Consider the following 21,015-nt stretch of genomic DNA (forward strand, 5'->3'; position numbering starts at 1 on the left):
ACACCCTCGGCAATTTAGGACTGCAAACTTAGCTCTTTTAACTAAAGCAAAACAAGCTTTTTTTAACTTATTTCTTAACCTTTATTTTAAACCAATTTTACAACCTTTTCAATGAACTTTGCTAACTTATTAACTCTATGTTTTTCCCTTAGCGGGTGCAAATATACAGAGCTTATCTGATATAACAACTCTTTTTTAAATCTTTTTTGAAGTTATTTTAAAAACATCCTTTACAACCCTATTTATCAACCTCTTAAGTAGACCTCTTTTTCTGCTTCTTTTAAGCAAATAACAGAACATAACTATTAGCTCACTATTTATAGCCCGTTCTTTGTCTTTAACAAGGCGATTACCTAACTATATAAGGGGTAGAATACGCAGTGAAATTATTATCCTATATATAAGGAGCACTACTTGTTACAAAACAAACAACCTAATTACTCTATAGTATGAAAATATCTACATTATTATTGTTAAGGTGATGACAAGATATTATCTTTGTATTCTATATATTAATAATAGGTATGATTAAAATTACTTTACCAGACGGTACTTTAAAAGAATTTTCCGAGGGGAGCACTCCTATGGACGTTGCTAAAAGCATTAGCGAAGGATTTGCTAGAAATGTTATTTCTGCTAAATTTAATGATACCACGGTAGAAACCGTTACCCCGCTAACCGAAGATGGCTCTTTAGTTTTATACACTTGGAATGATACTGAAGGCAAACAGGCTTTTTGGCACTCTTCTTCGCACATAGTTGCACAGGCAATTGAACAACTATATCCTGGGGTTAAGTTAACTATTGGTCCTTCTATAGAGAATGGTTTTTATTATGATATTGATTTAGGTGACAGATCTATATCTGACAAGGACTTCCCTACTATAGAAAAGAAGGCTATTGAAATTGCAAGAGGTAAGCACGATTTTAAAATGCGAGCTGTTACTAAAGCTGAAGCTTTATCTCTATACAAGGAACAAGGTAATGAATACAAGGTTGAGTTAATTGAAAACCTAGAGGATGGTACTATTACTTTTTGCGACCATGATACGTTTACGGATTTATGTAGAGGCGGGCACATACCAAATACCGGTATTGTAAAAGCTATAAAAATACTAAGTGTTGCTGGTGCATACTGGAGAGGTGACGAAAACAAAACACAACTAACACGTTTGTACGGTATCTCTTTTCCTAAACAAAAGGAATTAACAGAGTACTTAGAGTTATTAGAACAAGCAAAACAAAGAGACCACAGAAAATTAGGCAAAGAACTTGAGTTGTTTACTTTTTCTCAAAAAGTTGGTGCAGGTTTACCTTTGTGGTTACCAAAAGGCGCTGCTTTAAGAGAGCGTCTGGAGAACTTTTTGAAAAAGGCTCAGAAAAAGGCTGGTTATGAAATGGTTGTTACACCACATATAGGACAAAAGGAACTTTATGTTACCTCTGGACATTATGCTAAATATGGAGAAGACAGTTTTCAGCCAATTAAAACTCCTAAAATGGATGAGGAGTTTTTGTTAAAGCCTATGAACTGCCCGCACCATTGTGAAGTTTATAACTTTAAGCCACACTCTTATAAAGATTTACCAAAGCGTTTTGCCGAATTTGGTACCGTATACAGATACGAACAAAGTGGAGAATTACACGGTTTAACACGTGTTAGAGGTTTTACACAAGATGATGCACACATTTTTTGCACACCAGACCAATTAGACGAAGAGTTTAGAAATGTAATAGACTTATCTTTATATGTATTAAATTCTTTAGGGTTTGATAATTTTAAAGCCCAAGTATCTGTAAGAGATTTAAATACTCCCGACAAATACATAGGTAGTGTTGAAAACTGGGAAAAGGCTGAAAATGCAATTATAAATGCAGCTAAAGAAAAAGGGTTAGATTACGTTATAGAAAGTGGTGAAGCTGCTTTTTACGGACCTAAACTAGATTTTATGGTTAAGGATGCTCTAGGAAGAAACTGGCAACTTGGTACTATACAAGTTGATTACAACTTACCAGAACGTTTTGACCTTACATATAAAGGTAGTGATAACGAGAGTCACAGACCAGTAATGATACACCGTGCTCCTTTTGGAAGTATGGAGCGTTTTATAGCGTTATTACTAGAACATACAGGTGGTAATTTCCCATTATGGCTAACACCAGAACAAGTAATTATACTACCAGTTAGCGAGAAATATGAGAAATATGCGAAAAAAGTTTTAAATTCATTAGAAAATAACGAAATTCGCGCCCTGCTAGACAACAGAAACGAAACAGTTGGTAAGAAAATTAGGGAAGCAGAAATGAATAAAATCCCTTTTATGATTATCATTGGCGAGAATGAAGAGGCTACAAACACTATTTCTGTACGTAAACACGGAGGTGATGATTTAGGCTCTATCTCAATAAAAGATTTTAGTGACTTGGTAACTAGCGAAATAAATAGTACCTTAAAGTCGTTTTAAAAAAATAGAAGTTTAATCTAAAAATTATCAGTTATAGCAATTAGAAAGAGATTTAGGCCACAGCCGAGAAGAGAAAATAAAAACCCGCATAATATTAACAGCGATATTAAAGTACCTAATGTACGTTTAGTTGGCGATAATATAGAGGTTGGAGTTTATACAACAAAGGTGGCTTTAGCAAAAGCAGAGGAGTTAGAATTAGATTTGGTAGAAATCTCACCAAAGGCAGACCCTCCTGTGTGTAAAATTATAGACTACAAAAAGTTTTTGTACGAACAAAAGAAGCGTGAAAAGGTGATGAAAGCCAAAGCGTCTAAAGTAGTGGTTAAAGAAATTCGTTTTGGACCACAAACAGATGATCACGATTATGAGTTTAAGAAGAAACATGCGGAGAAATTTTTAAAAGAAGGTGCTAAATTAAAAGCATATGTATTTTTTAAAGGTAGATCTATTGTCTATAAAGATCAAGGAGAAATATTGTTGTTACGTCTTGCCCAAGAACTGGAAGAACTAGGCAAGGTAGAACAGATGCCTAAATTAGAAGGTAAAAGAATGACAATGTTTTTAGCTCCTAAAACAAAGAAGTAACAATACTTATTAATTAAGTATTTGTAAAATAAATCAGGTCTAGACCTGATTCACTAAGCGAGAGATACCGTAAGTTTTTTACGGTATTTAATTTATTAAATAGGAACAAATGCCTAAAATGAAAACAAAATCCAGTGCTAAGAAGCGTTTTAAGCTTACAGGTTCTGGTAAAATAAAAAGAAAGCACGCTTTTAAGAGTCACATTTTGACAAAAAAATCTAAAAAGCGTAAGCTAGCATTGACTCACAGTACATTAGTACACCAAGCCGATGTGAATAGTATAAAAGAACAATTACGTTTAAAGTAATAGATTCTTTTCGGTAATTATTATTAACCATGGAGTTAGGCTTAAAAACAAAGTGTCTTAATTTAGACCGCCTACTACAAAAAAAATTAAATTTATGCCAAGATCAGTAAATTCAGTTGCTTCACGAGCTAGAAGAAAAAAAGTGATGAAGCAAGCCAAAGGGTACTTTGGAAGACGTAAAAACGTTTGGACAGTAGCCAAAAATGCGGTTGAAAAAGCAATGCAATATGCTTATAGAGACCGTAGAGTTAAGAAAAGAAATTTCCGTGCTTTATGGATCACTCGTATTAATGCAGGTGCTAGATTACATGGATTATCTTATTCTCAATTTATGGGTAAAGTAAAAGCTAACAACATTGAGCTTAACCGTAAGGTTTTAGCAGATTTAGCTATGAACCACCCAGAAGCTTTTAAAGCTATTGTAAACAAGGTAAAATAAAAATAACTCATCTCGCTTAGATGAACAAACCTACTCTTTTTAGAGTAGGTTTTTTTTTGCATAATTTTAATAAACACTAGGCAATAACTACATAGCTTTAGGGTTATATAAATTATAAGCATCTTTTTAAGATAATAAGCAACCTTTACTGCTTTTTGCATCTCTTAAAAAGAAAAATACATTACTTAATTAAAAAAAGAACATGATAGGAGAACTTGCAGAGATGACAGAGTTTTTAATTAACCTAACCGAAAAAAAACCATATACTTTTATTACCATTTGCATACTAATAACTGTATTTTTAACGTTTTATGAATTACGTAAAACACGACCCAACAAAAGCTAATGACAAATACTGATTTACAAGAAGACTACAGTTCTATATCCTTAATGCACTATTCTCAGCTCTTAAATTTCTTAGGGCCATTTGGCTTAATTATACCTATAGTATTATGGTCTTCTAAAAAAGAAAACATAAAAGACATGGATGTTCACGGAAAAGCCGTAGTTAACTTTCAAATTAGCCTTTTAATATACTCCATTACATTCTTTGTACTTTTATTTGTCTCGTTTATATTAACTTTTTTCTTAATAGGTTTTATCTTTTTAATTCTATTGGTTGCTATAGGTATTGCTTTAGCATTACTTATGATTATTCCTCCTATAATGGGCGGTATAGCTGCATCAGAAAAAAGGCTATACAAATACCCATTAAGCATAAAATTCTTTTAACAAGGTATCTATAATACACTTACCATATTTCACAAAATGATTAACTAATCTTTATCTACTTTTAAGTAGTTAAGAATATATTTGCATCTTATAATTAGTATTACATATGGATTTATCTAAAGTTAAAATGGTTGTTACCGATATGGACGGTACTTTATTAAACTCTAAACACGAGGTTAGCCCAAAATTTCTTGAGCAATTTACACAACTAAGAAAAAAAAATATTCTTTTTGTTGCTGCTAGTGGAAGGCAATACCATAGTATTATTGACAAGCTATACACTATTAAAGATGACATTTTAGTTATTGCAGAAAACGGAGCTATTACAAAAGATAAGAACGAAGAGATATTACAAACTGGTTTAGACAGGGCTACAATTTTAGATTTATTACAATTAATATCTACAATTGATAATGTTTACCCAGTATTATGTGGCAAAAAAAAAGCCTACATTAGACCCGATTCTAAAGAATTTGCAGAGAAATTTAAGGAGTATTACGCATCATATGAACTTTTAGAAAATCTTGAAGACTATGATGATGAAATATTAAAAATAGCAATTTATCATTTTGAAAGCTCTGAAACCTATATTTATCCAAAAGTAAAACACTTAGAATCTACATTAAAAGTAAAAGTTTCAGGAGAAAATTGGTTAGACTTATCGCATGTTAATGCACATAAAGGATATGCTTTGCAAAAACTACAAGATATATTTAATATATCTGCTGCCGAAACTATGGTTTTTGGAGACTTTAATAACGACTTAGAAATGCTTGCTCTGGCAGATTTTAGCTTTGCTATGGCAAATGCACACCCCAATGTAACCAAAGCTGCAAACTATACTACAAAAAGTAATGATGAATACGGTGTTGAAACTATTTTAGATCAGCTTTTAAAAAACTAAAACTTTAGGTTTTTTTCTTTTTTTTACGAGCAGCAGGGAACAAAACATTGTTTAATATTAATCTGTAGCCCGGAGAAGTTGGGTGCAATTCTAATTCAGTTTTAGGATCCCCTACTCTATGTTGGTAATCTTCTGGATCGTGGCCTCCATAGAAAGTAAAAAAACCTTTTCCTTTTATACCATGAATGTATCTAGCCTCGCTATTAATTTTATTTTCACCTAAAACTAAAACGGTAGATTTTAATTGTTTTCTGTTAAAAGCAGTAGTCTGCCCCATAAATCCTTTTACTAAAGAAGTATGGTTTTGACAAAGCATTGTTGGAACAGGATCCCATTTAGCTGAAAAATCCATTAAAGAAAAATAATCTGACTCCTTAGACAATTGTCGTGTCCTAGTCATATCTATAGTAGAAAACTCATATACGGTTGGGTTACGTTCTAACGTAAAATCCGTAAAAGCAAATGTTTTTTTATAGTCTATTTTTGATTGATAATTTGGTTCTGATGCGTCACCATCGAACATTGGCTCACAAATATCTACTCCTTCTGCCGCCAAAGCAATATCAAAACTATCTGTAGCAGAACACATAGCAAACATAAATCCACCACCAATAACGTAATTTCTTATTTTTAAAGCTACATCTCTTTTTTCTTCAGATACTTTGCTATACCCTAGCTTGCTTGCTAATATTTCTGAATTTTCTTTACTTTCTATATACCAAGGCGCAGCTTTATAACTACCATAAAACTTACCGTATTGACCTGTAAAATCTTCATGATGTAAATGCAGCCAATCATATAAAGCTAATTTATCACTTAAAACCTCTTCATCATAAATTGTAACATAAGGAATTTCTGCATAAGTAAGTACCATTGTAACAGCATCGTCCCAAGGATGATTTCCTTTAGGAGAATACACAGCAATTTTAGGTGCTTTTTCTAAAATAACGGCATCTTGGTTTTTAGACGGACTACTTATACCCGCTAATATACTCTCTGATTGTGCCGTAGATAAAATTTCGAAAGAAACTCCTCTAATTTGACATTCTTTACGAATAGCATCGCCATCTGGGAGCAAAAAAGAACCGCCTCTGTAGTTTAGTAGCCAATGTACTTTTTGCTGCTTTGACAAAACCCAATACGTAATACCATATGCTTTTAAATGATTTTTTTGACTTTCTGCATCCATAGGAATTAGAATATTAGAAGCCATAAGACTCATTGAAAAATAGAAAAAAGAAAGAAGTAAAAAGTATTTACGCATTACAAATGATAATTATTTTAGCCTTTTAAAGGTAATTAAATCTCATTTTATATTACTACGTATATCTTAAAAAGTGAAAGAATTTTACTCTATGCTAAAAAAGCATAGAGTAAAATATAAATTTTTAATTAAAAAGGAACATCATTATCATCTTCTGGCGGTAAACCATCGTTCATAGAACTACCAAAAGCTTCATTTGCACTAGGTAGACCTTGTGTTAAAAATGGATTTTGTTCGTTTTCATTCATTTTAGATTGAAATTCAACTGGAGAATCAAAATCATCAAGGTTATCAAACTTACCTTGACTACCAATAAATTTAAGTCTAATGTTTTCTAGACCACCATTCCTGTGTTTTGCCACAATAAATTCACCCTGTCCTTGTGTTGGTGAATGCTCATCATCATCCCACTCATCAATTTTATAGTATTCTGGTCTATAAATAAATGATACAATATCGGCATCCTGCTCAATTGCACCAGATTCACGTAAATCTGATAGTATTGGTCTTTTACTACCACCACGTGTTTCTACCGCCCTTGATAACTGAGAAAGTGCAATTACTGGCACATTAAGTTCTTTTGCTAAGGCTTTTAAGTTTCTAGAAATTGTAGAAATTTCTTGTTCCCTGTTTCCTCCTTTTTGAGTACCACCCGCAGTCATTAACTGCAAATAATCAATCATAATCATTTTTATACCGTGCTGAGATGCCAATCTTCGACATTTAGCTCTAAGGTCAAAAATAGAAAGTGACGGAGTATCATCTATAAATAAGGGTGCAGATTCTAACGTTTTTACTTTAACGTTTAATTGTTCCCATTCGTGTTTCTCCAACTTACCTGTACGTAATTTTTCTGAAGACAAACCTGTTTCTGAAGAGATAAGTCTTGTAATTAATTGTACAGATGACATCTCCAGAGAAAAGAACGCAACTGGCATATTAGATTGTACCGCCATATTACGCGCCATAGATAATGTAAATGCGGTTTTACCCATACCTGGACGAGCGGCTACAATAATTAAATCACTGGGCTGCCAACCAGAAGTTAACTCATCTAATTTATGAAAACCAGATGGCACACCACTTAAACCTTCTTTACCAGATATTTCTTCAATTCTTTTCTTTGCCTGTATTACTAAGTTTTGTGCTGTTTCAGCAGAACGTTTTAAATTTCCCTGCGTAACATCATACAACTTAGATTCTGCAGCATCTAATAAATCAAATACATCTGTAGCATCTTCGTATGCTTCTTGTATAATTTCGTTAGATATTTTTATAAGACTTCTTTGAATATATTTTTGAAGTATAATTCTTGCGTGAAACTCAATATGCGCAGAAGAAGTTACTTTTTGAGTAAGTTTTATAAGGTAAAAATCTCCTCCTACAACTTCTAACTTTCCATCTTGCTTTAATTGTGTTGAAACGGTTAATAAATCTATTGGCTCTGACGATTCAAACAATTTAAAAATTGCCTCGTAGATGTGCTTATGAGATTCTTTATAAAAAACATCTGGGTGTAAAATATCGATAACCTCATCTACACCTTTCTTATCTATCATCATCGCTCCGATGACAACCTCCTCTAAATCAACAGCTTGTGGAGGTATTTTACCTCTCTCCAAACTAATGATTGTAGATTTATCTATCTTATGTCCTGCTACTGGGCTTGGCTTATCCATATCTGCTAAAGTATGCAATTAACGTTTAGTTAACTTAAAAAATAGGGGTAGTGATATTCACTATTGATTAACAATTTACCTGTTGATAAGTTACGAATTTGTGTTCATAACCAAAAAAATCCAAAGCCTAAGTCTTTGGATTTCTATTATTTTGAATAAAAATGCCTTTTAGCCGTTAAAGACTCCCATATTAGCATATTTATCCATTCTAGTTTCTACCAATTCTTTTGGTGATAACTTTTTAAGCTCTTCAAAATGAGAAATAATTTTGTTTTTTACAATAGTAAAATTCTTTTCTCTGTTTGCATGTGCTCCTCCTGCAGGTTCACGCACAATTTCATCAATAAGCTTTAATTTTTTCATATCTGTTGCTGTAAGTTTTAATGCTTCAGCAGCTTGTTCTTTATATTCCCAGCTTCTCCATAAAATTGAAGAACAAGATTCTGGAGAAATAACAGAGTACCAAGTGTTTTCTAACATTAATACTTTATCACCAACACCTATACCTAATGCACCACCAGAAGCACCTTCTCCTATTATTACAACAATAATTGGCACTTTTAGACGTGTCATTTCTAAAATGTTACGAGCAATAGCTTCTCCTTGTCCGCGTTCTTCTGCTTCTATACCTGGATAAGCACCTGGTGTATCTATAAGACATACTACAGGAACATCAAATTTTTCTGCAGATTTCATTAAACGTAATGCTTTACGGTAACCCTCTGGGTTTGCCATTCCAAAATTACGATATTGTCTTGTTTTTGTATTGTATCCTTTTTGCTGACCAATAAACATAAAACTTTGGTCACCTATTTTACCAAGGCCACCAATCATTGCTTTATCATCTTTTACAGTACGGTCTCCATGCAACTCTAAAAAAGTCTCACCACAGATTGCATTAATGTAATCTAATGTATAAGGTCTATTAGGGTGTCTAGATAATTGTACCCTTTGCCAAGGTGTAAGATTTTTATATATATCTTTTCTAGTCTCTGTTAGTTTTTTCTCTATCTGCTTGCAAGTTTCAGATACATCTACATCACTCTCTTTGCCAATAATCTGACACTTATCTAACTGCTCTTCTAGTTCTTTGATAGGGAGTTCAAAGTCTAAATATTCCATATTTTCAAATAGGTTTGATTTATATCAATAAACAAATATAGAACATTAAAGTAATTCACCTATTAGACTAGTATAAAAATCCTGAAAATATAAGAAAAAAACAATTTTAAATTGCCCAAAATTACTCTGTAAATAACAGCTCTCTATATTTAGTCAATGGCCATAACTCATTATCTATCAACTGTTCTAACTTATCACTATTGTATCTAATTTCTTCAAAATACGGCTTAACATTATCGCAGTATGCAAATGCTTTTTTAGTTAAATCTTTTAAATTATTTGCATCTCTACGTGCTTGCGTCATTTCATCTACCTTAGATTTTACAGTATTTACATACGTGGCAATTTCTTCAATTATTGTTAATTGTGCTGCCGCCATTGTCTTGTAAGAATCGCCATAAATGTCTTTTAAACCCATTACAGTTTTTAATAATTTATTTTGATATGCCAATGCCGCTGGTACTATATGCCCATAAACTAACTCGTTAAAAACTCTACCTTCTATTTGCAAGTGCATAATATAAGATTCTAGTTCTATTTCTTGTCTTGCAGTAACCTCTACCTCACTCATTACCTTCATAGACTTAAAAAGATCTAAACTATCTTTAGAGGTTAATACTTTTAAAGCTTCTGGTGTAGTTTTGTTATTGCTTAACTTACGTTTTTTAGCTTCCTTCTCCCATTCTTTGCTATAACCATCACCATCAAACCTAATTCGTTTAGATGTTTTAATATACTCACGTAAAACATTAAAAACAGCTTCATCTTTTTTAAGGTTCTTTTTATCTATGAGCTTATCTACTTCTTTTTTAAACTCTATTAACTGCTTGGCAACTACAGTATTTAAAACAGTCATTGGTTTAGAACAGTTTGTTTTAGAACCAACACCACGCATCTCAAACTTATTACCTGTAAAAGCAAAAGGAGATGTTCTATTTCTGTCTGTATTATCTAATAGTATTTCTGGTATTTTACCTACTACATTTAATTTAAGCTCCGTTTTTTCTTCTGGTGATAATTTACCTTTAGAAACGCCCTCTAGCTCATCTAAAACACTGCTTAATTGTGTCCCTATAAAGATTGAAAATATTGCTGGCGGTGCTTCATTTGCTCCTAATCTATGATCGTTACTTGCAGATGCTATTGATGATCTTAACAACTCCTCGTATGTATCTACTGCTTTTATAGTATTAATAAAGAACGTTAAAAACTGAAGATTCTTCATTGGTGTAGAACCAGGACTTAATAAGTTGGTACCCGTATCTGTAGCTAAAGACCAGTTGTTATGTTTACCTGAACCATTTACGTGTGCAAACGGTTTTTCATGAAACAACACCTTTAAATTATGCTTGTCTGCTATTTTATCCATAACATCCATTAATAATAGGTTATGGTCTACAGCTAAATTTGCTTCTTCAAAAACAGGAGCAAGCTCAAACTGATTAGGAGCAACCTCGTTATGTCTAGTTTTAACGGGTATACCCAATTTAATACACTCTATTTCTAACTCTTTCATAAAGTTAAGAACTCTGGCAGGTATAACGCCAAAATAGTGATCGTCTAACTGTTGCCCTTTTGCAGCATGGTGCCCAACTAAAGTTCTACCTGTTAATAATATGTCTGGTCTAGAATATGCTAAAGCTTTATCTATTAAAAAGTATTCTTGCTCCCAACCTAAGGTTGCATTTACTTTAGTTACGTTTTTATCAAAATACTTTGCTACCGCCGTTGCAGCCTCATCTACCGCAGATAATGCACGTAAAAGCGGAGCCTTATTGTCCAAAGCTTCACCAGTGTACGATACAAATATGGTTGGTATACATAAGGTTTTATCATATATAAATGCAGCCGAAGTAGGATCCCAAGCTGTGTAACCTCTTGCTTCAAACGTGTTTCTTATTCCGCCACTAGGAAAACTAGATGCATCTGGTTCTTGCTGCACTAATTGTCCGCCTCCAAATTTCTCTAATGCTCTACCATCAGATAAAATATCAAAAAAAGCATCGTGTTTTTCAGCCGTACTACCTGTTAGTGGCTGAAACCAATGTGTGTAATGTGTAGCTCCTAAAGATATAGCCCATGACTTTATACCTTCTGCTACTTGGTCTGCAATTTTTCTATCAATCTTAGCTCCAGAAAAAATAGCAGCTTTTACGGTTGCCAATGCATCTTTGGTTAAAAATTGCAACATTCGCTCTTCATTAAAAACCTGGTTACCAAACTTTTTAGATCTGATTCCTTTTTCATTTATAACAAAATTTGGTCTAGAAAGACTTTCTTTAACAGCATTGAACCTTACTACAGACATATGTATATATTTAAAAGTAATATGAATTGCAAAATTAGTAATTAAACTGATTAAAAATGTAAAATTTCTATTTTACCCCTAAAAAAACAAGGGTATCAAGAATTACAACTAATATTTTAGCAATTACCCCTATAAAAATTATGGATATACAATGAAAAAAATTATTTTTGCTTCATCTTTAATGAAATATCAACAACAACATTATGAGTAAATCTAAATTAGAGTATATCTGGCTTGATGGTTACAAGCCAACTCAAAACATGAGAAGTAAAACTAAAGTAGTAGAAGACTTTAGCGGAAAACTAGAAGATTGTGAAATCTGGTCTTTTGATGGTTCTTCTACAAGACAAGCTTCTGGTGGATCTTCTGACTGTTTATTAAAACCTGTTGCAATTTATCCAGATCCTGCACGTAAGGATGGATTTTTAGTAATGACTGAAGTTTTAAATGCAGATGGCACTCCTCACGAATCTAACGGAAGAGCTACAATCGATGATAATGACAATGATTTCTGGTTCGGTTTTGAGCAAGAATATTTTATTATGGATACGCAAACACAATTACCTTTAGGTTTCCCTATTGGTGGTTATCCTGCTCCACAAGGTATGTACTACTGTTCTGTTGGTGGTAAACACACTCACGGTAGAGATTTAGTTGAACAGCATGCAGATCTTTGTATTGCTGCTGGATTAAATTTTGAAGGTATTAACCAAGAGGTTGCTTCTGGTCAGTGGGAGTATCAATTGTTTGCAAAAGGTGCTAAAAAAGCTGGTGATGAGATCTGGGTATCTCGTTACCTATTAGATAGATTAACAGAACAATATGGTTACTATATAGAATACCACCCAAAACCATTAGGTAAAGATATGGATTGGAATGGTTCTGGTATGCACGCTAACTTCTCTAACACTATTTTAAGAACTTGTGGTTCTCAAGAAGTTTACGAGAAAATATGTGAAGCATTTAGACCTGTAGTAAAAGAGCACATTGCTGTTTACGGTGAGTTTAACGACCAACGTTTAACTGGTGAGCATGAAACTGCATCTATTCACGATTTTAGCTATGGTATTTCAGATAGAGGTGCTTCTATTCGTATTCCTATTATTACAGTAGAAAAAGGCTGGAAAGGTTGGTTAGAAGACAGAAGACCTGCATCTAACGGAGATCCTTACAAGATTGCTGGTAGAATTATAAAAACAGTAAAATCTGCTAAGATTTAAACTTATAATTAAATTGATATAAAAAACGCCTAAGATAACATCTTAGGCGTTTTTGTTTTATATAAAATGTTGTACTTTTTAAATTGTAAAATAAACAAAGGTTGCATAGCCTCCTAAAAGTATAATACCATCTCGCCAACCTAAACGCAATCCTCTAGGTATAAATACCAGAGGCAATAGTATAAATGCAAAGCCTAGCATCCATAAAATATCATTACTTAACAATGTATTATCTACAACTCTTAATGGTGTTATCATTGCTGTTATACCTAAGACTGCAAAAATATTGAAAATATTAGAGCCTATTAAGTTACCTAAAGATATTGCTTTCTCCTTTTTAATTACGGCTATTACAGATGCTGCTAATTCTGGTATACTTGTACCTATAGATACAACTGTTACCCCTATTACTCTTTCGCTAACATTATAAAATCTAGCCAAACCAGTTGCTCCACTTACCAATAACTCTGAGCCACCCCATAAGCCTAAGCCTCCTAAAACTAAAAATAGTATCATTTTAAAGGTTGGTAAAGGTTTGTCATCTTCTGGAGCCTCATCTTCTACCGCTGTTTTTTGAAACTTTATTAAGTATACTATATATACAATTAATAAAGCAACCATTATAAGACCTTCATAAAATTCTATAACACCATCAAAATAGATAAATACAAAAAAGATTAAAGAAGCAACTATTAAAATAGGCCAGTCTGTTGTATAAAAACTTTTACGTACATCTATAGAACCCAACATTACAATTACACCTAAAACCAAACCTAAATTGGCAATATTAGAACCTACAACGTTACCCAAGGCTAAATCCGGAGAGCCATCTAAGGCTGCTTTAATACTTACAATTAATTCTGGTGCAGACGTTGCAAAAGAGACAACCGTCATCCCCACTACAATTTTTGGTATTTGTAATCTTAAAGAAAGTGCTACTGAGGATTTTAATAACCAGTTACCACCCATTATTAAAAAAACCAAACCAATAACTATGTACACTATATTTAGCATCTACTATTTTTTTAAGCAAATATAAGAATTAGAATGTGACAATTATTTCTCGAATTTCAATATTTTTTTATAAAATAAGAAGGCTAAAAACAGAAATAAACTACAGTAACTTTTTATGAAACAAGCTAAAATGATGTTTTAAATAATGAAAACCTCCTTGCTTATATATTTTACATCAAAAATATCCCTACAATAATTACAGATAACAACAATAATTACATTTTGATATTACAAATTAAAACAATATTAAAGATTAATATAAAAATATTAAAACAAATAAGATTTAAACACTTTCAATAGTGTATTCAACTGCATTAATAATGATCTACTTATTTGGATGTGAACATTTTTTCTGATTATATTGATTTAACAATCGATTGCTTACAACTAATTATTAACCTTAAAAACCACACAACTATGATTATTCTATCAGAAATTTTATTTAGTTACATCATTTTACTTGTTATACTACTATTCTAAGAATAATTATATAGGCCTATATAAATATAAAGGTTGCTTATAGCAACCTTTATTCTTTTTAGTAATATCATATATTTGCAGAAATAACTTTTATGAAGAAATCTATATTTAAGTTTTTAGCAAAAATTAATAGAACTCTATTACCTTCTTATAGCAAAAAACAGCTAGACCTATCTAAAGCCACAAAGTTACAAATGGCTATTATTGGTTGGCGCTATTTTGTAACTACTAATGCAATAGACTAATAATGTAATAAAGAAGCAACAGTATAGTTTGCAATTTTATCTTTACCATTTAAAAAATCTAACTCTATTAAAAAATTACATTGCACTACCTCACCTCCTAATTCTTCAATTAACTCACAAACTGCCTTTGCAGTGCCACCTGTAGCCAACACATCGTCGTGTATTAGTACTCTATCTCCCTTTTTAATAGCATCTGTGTGTATTTCTAAAGCATCTTCACCATATTCTAAAGAATAAGGTTTAGACAACACGTTAAAAGGCAATTTTCCTTTTTTACGCACGGGCACAAAACCTGCATTTAATTTGGTTGCTAAAAGTGTTGCAAAGAAGAAACCTCGACTTTCCATACCCACAACTTTGTCTATTTTTTGGTCTTTCACCAAATTTAGGAGCGCATTTGCTGTTTTCTCTAAAATTTCTGCATTATTTAACAAAGGTGTAATATCCTTAAAAACAATACCTTGCTTAGGAAAATCTTTTATATCTCTAATGTATTCTTTAAAATTCATATATTTCTCTTCAGTAATTTTGTTGTAAAAGTAAAAAGAAATATATTTGCAGCCCTGTTAAAGGGAAACTAATTAAAACGGCCTCGTGGCGCAACTGAATAGCGCACTTGATTACGGCTCAAGAGGTTACTGGTTTGAATCCAGTCGAGGTCACTAAAAGCTTGCAAAATCATAGATTTTGCAAGCTTTTTTATTTTTACAATAATATGAGTTATTAGCTCTAAAATTTACTGAAAATTACGCAATCTGCACAACCTTACAATTTTTACCAACTACGTTGTCTTTAAGAAATGGCGTAATTTTATTTAATAAATATTCATACTCTCTTTCTCCATAAAAATATAATGCAATCTGGTTTTTATTTTCACTATGACTAGGTGTTAACGCTCCGTTGTTTCCAAGAATATTAATAAGAGAGTTGTATAACTCTATAACAGTATCTACTTCTATTTGTTCATCCTCTAAAGCTTGTGTATCTATATACACTCCCAAACCAACCAACTTACCAATTGGGTATTCCACATTAAATTCTGGATTAACATCTTTGTCTTTAGCATAGTATTTTAACCTAGAACCGTTTGCTACTTCTAGGTTTTTAGCCATAAAGATTAGGTTATTCTTCATTTCCTCTGAGTACGATACTAAGTCAATATCAATATCACAAGATGTAGGCTCTCCATTTTCTCCAATTGATGTACCACCACCACTAACGCAACCCCACTTTTTTAAACGAAGCATATAATCTAAAGAATCTTCTATATGAGCACGATACTTTGGTTGAAGCCTCATATTTAGATTTATTTGTGCATAAGCTTCTGGCACAAACGTAAACTCTTCTTCATTAGTTTCATTACTCTCTGAGTCATCACTTAAAAAAGATTTAGCTTCTAATAATAATTCATACGTAGAAGGGTAATCATCACCTAACTCAATAGCTTTCTCAAAATAAGGTATAGCCTCTATTTCCCTACCATCCATATAAAACAATGAATATCCTACACGAAATTGCCAATCTCTATCTTCTTTACCTTGCTCACTAACACTTTGTAACAAGCCTAGCGCTTCTTCATAAAGATTAAGGTTATTTAATGCTCTAGCTAAAAGATTGGTTAATAAATAAGAGTTACTTGTTTCTGGCAAAGACTTTAATTCTAATACTACTTTTAGGTGATTGCCTGTATTATGCCATTCATTTAATTTACTTATAAGCTCTTGTGAGATGTTTTCTTTTGTTTTCATTTGTATTACTCTTTAATATCTTATTTCTAATAATTATTGCAAACCTTTTAAGTAAACGCATAAATATGCTTAGCCTATACATTAAAAGTTTTTTTTAAAATACTAGATCTATTTTTATATAAAAATATTGGAATAGTCCTAAAAGTCTAATCTTAAATATATAAATGTAGAAGTTGAGTTTATATTTGATACTATGTAACCAAATTTCGACTGAAAAGTGTCATTATGATTGTTTAATGATAAAGGTTTATATCTATTTTTATTTGAACAAAAAAATAAATCTCGTTATTAACCTACATAATAAAATCTGCTTAAATTAATTATAATCAGAAGTGACGTTAGCAAACTCTACAGAAAAATTATCTTTAATTATAAACTCAAAATCAACAACCTCATTAACCTCCCAACGTTCATACTCATCTTCTACCAACTTATTATCTTTAATACGTATTGTTAGCGTTTTTTTTGTGTAATTAAAGAAAATAATTAGTTCATCTGTATCTTCAGTTTTCATACCTCCCGTATCATCAGACATCCAAAGTCCCTCTACATCTGCAGGCACGGAAAAAGTAAGCTTATTAGATTTTGTAACATCATTAACTTTTATGCTCTTAATGAATTTCTTTAGTATTGGATAATATTTTTTATATTCATTAGAAAAATTAAGATTGTTTTGGTACTTCTTTTTTAAATTAGTTATAGCACCAACAGCCATATCAATACGTTGTTGTTCATACATTTTTATAAGGCGTACATTTTCTTCTTCTATATCGTTTAAAACAATCTCTATACCTTCTTGTGGTTGATACCAACCTTGATCTTTAAAATAATCTTTTATATCTCCATTGATAAAAGCAAAGCCTTTTCTTGCAAAAATCTCATTGCGCAATAATGAAAGCACCCATCTACTCTTAGTTTTTAAATACGACTCGGGAATTACTTTAGTATCTAGTTTATTGTGTATAAGAAGTTCATTTTTACTGGGACTGTATCCATTATTAGAAAACCACAAGTCTCTATCTGTTTTAGATCTAATAAACTGATCACTTAACGCATTATAATTAACCAGTTTTTTATTTCCTGTTATTTCTAAAAATTTTTCAATATATACTAAATTCTCTAACCCTTTTAATGATTTTAGTTCGCTATTATCGTGAAGATCTAATTCTTCATTAACTCTCTCTAAACTACTAAATCCTGTTAAATCTTCTAATGAATAGTTCTTTCTTAAGTATATTTTATTTGAACTCTTTAAGTTACTAAAACCACTTAAATCTGCTAACTTCTTATTTTCATCTACCCATAGGTCGTTTATAAATTCTAAACTTTTAAATCCTCTAATACTTACCAGAACAGGATTGTCTTCTATAGAAAATCTTTCATTTATTGTTTTTAAACTATTAAAACCATCTACACCAGTAAGTGTAATATTGTCTTCTATTTTTATACCTCCTCTTATTGTTTTAAGACCATTAAAACCCTGCAAAGAAATTAACTTTTCATTTCCTGTAACAACAATATTTTCTATATCTACTAGCGCATTAGGACCACTAAAGTATTCCAATGTCTTTGTGCTACGTATGTAAAAATTATTATTTATATGTGTAAGCTTTTTAAAAGAGTTTGTTAAATCTACCACAGTCATCTTTGTGCCAATTCCCATATTTTTACCAACCTTCACAAGGTTGTTAAACATATTCATTTCTTTAACTTGATTTAAGTTTATGCTAAAATTTCCTCCTATATACTTAATATTATTAAACCCTGTTCCTTTCTGTAAAACATCTACAGAAACCGACACATCTTCTTTTACTACTGTAATATTATTTAAACCTGTAAGCTCTGTTAAAGATTCATTTCTATAAATTGCAATTCTAGTTATTGAATCTTTTACTGTGTTAACGCCATTAATATTAGTTAGTAAAGGATTTTCTGATATGCTTAAATCTCCTTTTATTGTTATTAACTTTTTTAAACCAGTTAAACTATTTAGCGATTTATTTCCTGTAATAGAAAAGTCCTCTCCTACACTTTTTAAAGATATTAAACCCTCTAAGTTTTTTAGTTTATCATTATTTTTTATGTGGAGAAAATTTTTAATCTCTGTAAGTTTTTCTAAGCCTTTAAACTCTTCTAACTCGGGGTTTAGTCGTAATTGAACTTCGCCATCTACCTTACTTAAACTACGTAACCCTTTTAAATCTTTAAGGTAATTGTTACTAACAATTTGTAAATGACCATTTATTGTAGCCTTAATATTATGTAGCCCTTCTAAACTTTGAAGTGATAAATTAGAAGTAATTGCTATATATTCTCCTACGCTAGTAATACCAGACAATTGAGAAATATCTTGCAATCTTTTATTTTTACTAATCGCCAATCCATTTGGTATACTTCCTGAAACGCTATTTAACCCTTCTAAACTTGTAAGTACTGGGTTATATGAAACATTTAATTTATCAACCTTTTTTAACTTTTTTAAGGCTGTTATATCGATTAGTAATTTATTGTCATTAATTTCCAATTCGCCAGAAATTTCTTTTAAGTTATTTAGCCCATTTAAAGACGTAATGTACTTGTTCCCTTCCTCTAACTTACTTTTATAATCATCAATACCAATATATACATTTCCTTTTACAGACTTTAAAGACTTAAGCTGTGCTAGGTCAGTAATTTTTGAGTCGTATACTCGTAAATCTCCATTTAAAGAAGTGTATGCTCCAGATTTAAACTTATCAAAATCTTTAGGAAATAAATCTCCTTCCCAAACACCAGACTCTTGAGCTTTTAAACTAAATACGCATACTAAAGATGTAATTAAACAAATAATAATATTTTTCATAATCTAAGATTTTAACAAGAAAAACAGAAGTCTTCAAACTTTACTGCTGAACATTTTCTATTTTGCAAACTCATAATAGATGGGTTATAACCATTATCTTGGGTTTCCATTTTTTCAATAATACCTTTGCTAATCTTTACTCCTTTTATTCCTGTTGAAATAAGTTCTTTTTGAAGAGCGCAATAACTATATAATTCAGGGTTATTTGTTATTAAGAAGCTACCTCCTACTTCTTTTAAATTCTCCAACCCTTTTAAAGATTCTAACTTTTTATTATCACTTATACTAACATTACCAGAACACTTTTCTAGCATTGTAAACACAGTTAAATCTGCACCTTCATACTCTTCAACAATAATATTACCTTCAACTTCTGTATACGCTCCTGAAGCAAAATCTTGTAAGTTATCAGTTAACAAATCTCCCTGCCATTTTTTTTGAGCTTGAGTCTTAACAATGCCCATAGTAATTGTTATTACTAATAATAAAATGAGTTTATCTAATTGCATTTTTGATTGATCTGAGTGTTTATTATTGAAAATTTAAAAAGCCTAATTTATGTTCTATGCTATTTAGTTTAACTTAAAATAAAAATTACAACAGTTACTACTAAGCACCAACTACTACTCCAAGTTAGCTATTTTACCCTCTTTTATTACCAAATAAAAACTACTACCAATAGTAACATTTTGGTCTATTCTTTTAGAGTAAGCAGGTATCATTTTAGGCAAGCCAATAATAGTTTGTAACGCTATTCTCTGTAGTTGCTTGTTATTAGATTTTATATCTCTTTCAAAAGGAGTTATACCACCATCTATCTCTACCCTAAACCCCAATTTTAAAGTAGCATTTTTAATTACTACATCTTCAACCTCTAACTCTTTAAGTATTCTTTTTCTAACACTATTACGCAAACAAATTCCTTTGTCAACACTGTTTTCGCAACCAGGATAAATGGGGTCTTTACCACTTACAATAGGGTGCTCTATATTTGGTATTTCTTTTCTTTCTCTTTTTATCAACTGTTTACCTGTATGGGCAGGCCTATCTATTATATTTGTTGCTCTCATACTCACAACAACCTTATGCGTAGGAAACTCGCCTTTTTCTTTATTGTAGTTGTTAGACATTGTAATACTTAATTTTACCAATATGTTGTCTAAATTCCAAACTGTACTTTTATAATAAGCATTGCTCTCTGTAATTTCTAAAGGCATACTCCCTTCTACCTTACCATCACCCATAGAAGCTACCATTGCGTTTTCTCCTCTTAAGTAAAAACTAAGCATATTTTTTCTAAACTCTAAGTCCTTTTTATTGTTTAATTTTTTGTTGTGATTGGCTACATCCCACTCATTAATTAATTCTAGAATAAGACTATCTTTTTTATAGTAAACATACCTTGCAATTATGTCTACATCTGCAATGTCATTATCTTTTCTTATAAATGAAAGCAACCCCAAATCATCTGAAACGGTATAGTAATCTGAATTTAATATTTGACCTCCAGGAAAATTATTTTCTGCTTCTAAGTGTGTTGAAAGAGGAAATTGGTTTAAATCTAGATTTGGTGCCTGACAAAAACCTGCAGTAACAACAAACAAAACAAGCAGTGTAGTTAGTTTTTTCATTTAAGTATATTTAATATTATAAATTAT

18 protein-coding genes and 1 tRNA gene are annotated in these 21,015 nt (G+C 31.5%); 9 read left to right on the plus strand and 10 right to left on the minus strand.

What is annotated here, in order from left to right:
* The first annotated feature begins 524 nt into the window (after positions 1–524).
* The 6 genes from thrS to BT107_RS06195 all read left to right on the plus strand — a co-directional run bounded on the left by thrS (position 525) and on the right by BT107_RS06195 (position 5,435).
* The gene (thrS, locus tag BT107_RS06170; protein ID WP_072302930.1) at positions 525–2,465 is read left to right on the plus strand and encodes a threonine--tRNA ligase; all 1,941 of its coding nucleotides are present in this window, start codon (positions 525–527) and stop codon (positions 2,463–2,465) included.
* Positions 2,466–2,504: 39 nt separating this feature from the next.
* Positions 2,505–3,053 (plus strand): translation initiation factor IF-3, encoded by a 549-nt coding sequence (gene infC / locus BT107_RS06175; RefSeq protein ID WP_072302931.1) that lies wholly within the window; start codon positions 2,505–2,507, stop codon positions 3,051–3,053.
* Positions 3,054–3,162: 109 nt separating this feature from the next.
* Positions 3,163–3,360 (plus strand): 50S ribosomal protein L35, encoded by a 198-nt coding sequence (gene rpmI, locus BT107_RS06180; RefSeq protein ID WP_072302932.1) that lies wholly within the window; start codon positions 3,163–3,165, stop codon positions 3,358–3,360.
* 94 nt (positions 3,361–3,454) lie between these two features.
* Positions 3,455–3,799 carry a 50S ribosomal protein L20 gene (rplT, locus tag BT107_RS06185; RefSeq protein WP_072302933.1) on the plus strand — a complete coding sequence of 115 codons (345 nt, stop codon included), beginning with the start codon at positions 3,455–3,457 and terminating at the stop codon, positions 3,797–3,799.
* Positions 3,800–4,144: 345 nt separating this feature from the next.
* Complete coding sequence (locus BT107_RS06190) at positions 4,145–4,531, plus strand: DUF4870 domain-containing protein (protein WP_072302934.1); 387 nt, start codon at positions 4,145–4,147, stop codon at positions 4,529–4,531.
* A 106-nt stretch (positions 4,532–4,637) separates the two neighbouring features.
* Positions 4,638–5,435, plus strand: coding sequence for an HAD family hydrolase (locus BT107_RS06195; protein ID WP_072302935.1), 798 nt, complete (start codon positions 4,638–4,640; stop codon positions 5,433–5,435).
* 4 nt (positions 5,436–5,439) lie between these two features.
* On the opposite strand, the gene BT107_RS06200 is transcribed toward BT107_RS06195, so the two are convergent.
* The 4 genes from BT107_RS06200 to BT107_RS06215 form a co-directional block, all read right to left on the minus strand.
* The gene (locus tag BT107_RS06200; RefSeq protein ID WP_072302936.1) at positions 5,440–6,699 is read right to left on the minus strand and encodes an asparagine synthetase B; all 1,260 of its coding nucleotides are present in this window, start codon (positions 6,697–6,699) and stop codon (positions 5,440–5,442) included.
* Between the two features lie 128 nt (positions 6,700–6,827).
* Positions 6,828–8,378, minus strand: a complete 1,551-nt coding sequence (dnaB, locus tag BT107_RS06205) for a replicative DNA helicase (protein WP_072302937.1) — start codon at positions 8,376–8,378, stop codon at positions 6,828–6,830.
* 168 nt (positions 8,379–8,546) lie between these two features.
* Positions 8,547–9,500 (minus strand): acetyl-CoA carboxylase carboxyltransferase subunit alpha, encoded by a 954-nt coding sequence (locus BT107_RS06210; protein WP_072302938.1) that lies wholly within the window; start codon positions 9,498–9,500, stop codon positions 8,547–8,549.
* A gap of 121 nt (positions 9,501–9,621) precedes the next feature.
* The gene (locus tag BT107_RS06215) at positions 9,622–11,808 is read right to left on the minus strand and encodes a glutamine synthetase III family protein (RefSeq protein WP_072302939.1); all 2,187 of its coding nucleotides are present in this window, start codon (positions 11,806–11,808) and stop codon (positions 9,622–9,624) included.
* A gap of 203 nt (positions 11,809–12,011) precedes the next feature.
* Between BT107_RS06215 and BT107_RS06220 the strand changes: the two genes are divergently transcribed.
* Positions 12,012–13,028, plus strand: a complete 1,017-nt coding sequence (locus BT107_RS06220) for a glutamine synthetase beta-grasp domain-containing protein (protein ID WP_072302940.1) — start codon at positions 12,012–12,014, stop codon at positions 13,026–13,028.
* Positions 13,029–13,106: 78 nt separating this feature from the next.
* On the opposite strand, the gene BT107_RS06225 is transcribed toward BT107_RS06220, so the two are convergent.
* The gene (locus BT107_RS06225; RefSeq protein WP_072302941.1) at positions 13,107–14,042 is read right to left on the minus strand and encodes a calcium/sodium antiporter; all 936 of its coding nucleotides are present in this window, start codon (positions 14,040–14,042) and stop codon (positions 13,107–13,109) included.
* Between the two features lie 572 nt (positions 14,043–14,614).
* Between BT107_RS06225 and BT107_RS06230 the strand changes: the two genes are divergently transcribed.
* Positions 14,615–14,767: an SsrA-binding protein gene (locus tag BT107_RS06230; protein WP_072302942.1), complete on the plus strand. Its 153-nt coding sequence runs from the start codon at positions 14,615–14,617 to the stop codon at positions 14,765–14,767.
* On the opposite strand, the gene BT107_RS06235 is transcribed toward BT107_RS06230, so the two are convergent.
* Positions 14,764–15,276, minus strand: a complete 513-nt coding sequence (locus BT107_RS06235; RefSeq protein WP_072302943.1) for an adenine phosphoribosyltransferase — start codon at positions 15,274–15,276, stop codon at positions 14,764–14,766. The genes BT107_RS06230 and BT107_RS06235 overlap by 4 nt on opposite strands.
* A 79-nt stretch (positions 15,277–15,355) precedes the next feature.
* Between BT107_RS06235 and BT107_RS06240 the strand changes: the two genes are divergently transcribed.
* A tRNA-Arg gene (locus BT107_RS06240) sits at positions 15,356–15,429 on the plus strand.
* 84 nt (positions 15,430–15,513) lie between these two features.
* On the opposite strand, the gene BT107_RS06245 is transcribed toward BT107_RS06240, so the two are convergent.
* From BT107_RS06245 to BT107_RS06260, 4 genes are all read right to left on the minus strand, one after another.
* A complete protein-coding gene (locus BT107_RS06245; RefSeq protein ID WP_072302944.1) occupies positions 15,514–16,515 on the minus strand; it encodes a tetratricopeptide repeat protein in 1,002 nt (333 codons plus the stop codon).
* A 316-nt stretch (positions 16,516–16,831) separates the two neighbouring features.
* Positions 16,832–19,357, minus strand: a complete 2,526-nt coding sequence (locus BT107_RS06250; protein ID WP_072302945.1) for a YARHG domain-containing protein — start codon at positions 19,355–19,357, stop codon at positions 16,832–16,834.
* A gap of 11 nt (positions 19,358–19,368) precedes the next feature.
* The gene (locus BT107_RS06255) at positions 19,369–19,821 is read right to left on the minus strand and encodes a hypothetical protein (protein WP_072302946.1); all 453 of its coding nucleotides are present in this window, start codon (positions 19,819–19,821) and stop codon (positions 19,369–19,371) included.
* Positions 19,822–19,980: 159 nt separating this feature from the next.
* Positions 19,981–20,988 (minus strand): hypothetical protein, encoded by a 1,008-nt coding sequence (locus tag BT107_RS06260; protein ID WP_072302947.1) that lies wholly within the window; start codon positions 20,986–20,988, stop codon positions 19,981–19,983.
* Between the last annotated feature and the right edge of the window lie 27 nt (positions 20,989–21,015).

This window comes from Cellulophaga fucicola, assembly GCF_900119145.1.
GTDB classification, from domain to species: Bacteria; Bacteroidota; Bacteroidia; order Flavobacteriales; family Flavobacteriaceae; genus Cellulophaga; species Cellulophaga fucicola.

Bases quoted from the DNA above. Each gene is read 5' to 3' on its own strand.
- thrS (WP_072302930.1), top strand. From the start codon at position 525: ATGATTAAAATTACTTTACCAGACGGTACTTTAAAAGAATTTTCCGAG.
- rpmI (WP_072302932.1), top strand. From the start codon at position 3,163: ATGCCTAAAATGAAAACAAAATCCAGTGCTAAGAAGCGTTTTAAGCTT.
- rplT (WP_072302933.1), top strand. From the start codon at position 3,455: ATGCCAAGATCAGTAAATTCAGTTGCTTCACGAGCTAGAAGAAAAAAA.
- BT107_RS06190 (WP_072302934.1), top strand. From the start codon at position 4,145: ATGACAAATACTGATTTACAAGAAGACTACAGTTCTATATCCTTAATG.
- BT107_RS06195 (WP_072302935.1), top strand. From the start codon at position 4,638: ATGGATTTATCTAAAGTTAAAATGGTTGTTACCGATATGGACGGTACT.
- BT107_RS06200 (WP_072302936.1), bottom strand. From the start codon at position 6,699: ATGCGTAAATACTTTTTACTTCTTTCTTTTTTCTATTTTTCAATGAGT.
- dnaB (WP_072302937.1), bottom strand. From the start codon at position 8,378: ATGGATAAGCCAAGCCCAGTAGCAGGACATAAGATAGATAAATCTACA.
- BT107_RS06210 (WP_072302938.1), bottom strand. From the start codon at position 9,500: ATGGAATATTTAGACTTTGAACTCCCTATCAAAGAACTAGAAGAGCAG.
- BT107_RS06215 (WP_072302939.1), bottom strand. From the start codon at position 11,808: ATGTCTGTAGTAAGGTTCAATGCTGTTAAAGAAAGTCTTTCTAGACCA.
- BT107_RS06220 (WP_072302940.1), top strand. From the start codon at position 12,012: ATGAGTAAATCTAAATTAGAGTATATCTGGCTTGATGGTTACAAGCCA.
- BT107_RS06225 (WP_072302941.1), bottom strand. From the start codon at position 14,042: ATGCTAAATATAGTGTACATAGTTATTGGTTTGGTTTTTTTAATAATG.
- BT107_RS06230 (WP_072302942.1), top strand. From the start codon at position 14,615: ATGAAGAAATCTATATTTAAGTTTTTAGCAAAAATTAATAGAACTCTA.
- BT107_RS06235 (WP_072302943.1), bottom strand. From the start codon at position 15,276: ATGAATTTTAAAGAATACATTAGAGATATAAAAGATTTTCCTAAGCAA.
- BT107_RS06245 (WP_072302944.1), bottom strand. From the start codon at position 16,515: ATGAAAACAAAAGAAAACATCTCACAAGAGCTTATAAGTAAATTAAAT.
- BT107_RS06250 (WP_072302945.1), bottom strand. From the start codon at position 19,357: ATGAAAAATATTATTATTTGTTTAATTACATCTTTAGTATGCGTATTT.
- BT107_RS06255 (WP_072302946.1), bottom strand. From the start codon at position 19,821: ATGGGCATTGTTAAGACTCAAGCTCAAAAAAAATGGCAGGGAGATTTG.
- BT107_RS06260 (WP_072302947.1), bottom strand. From the start codon at position 20,988: ATGAAAAAACTAACTACACTGCTTGTTTTGTTTGTTGTTACTGCAGGT.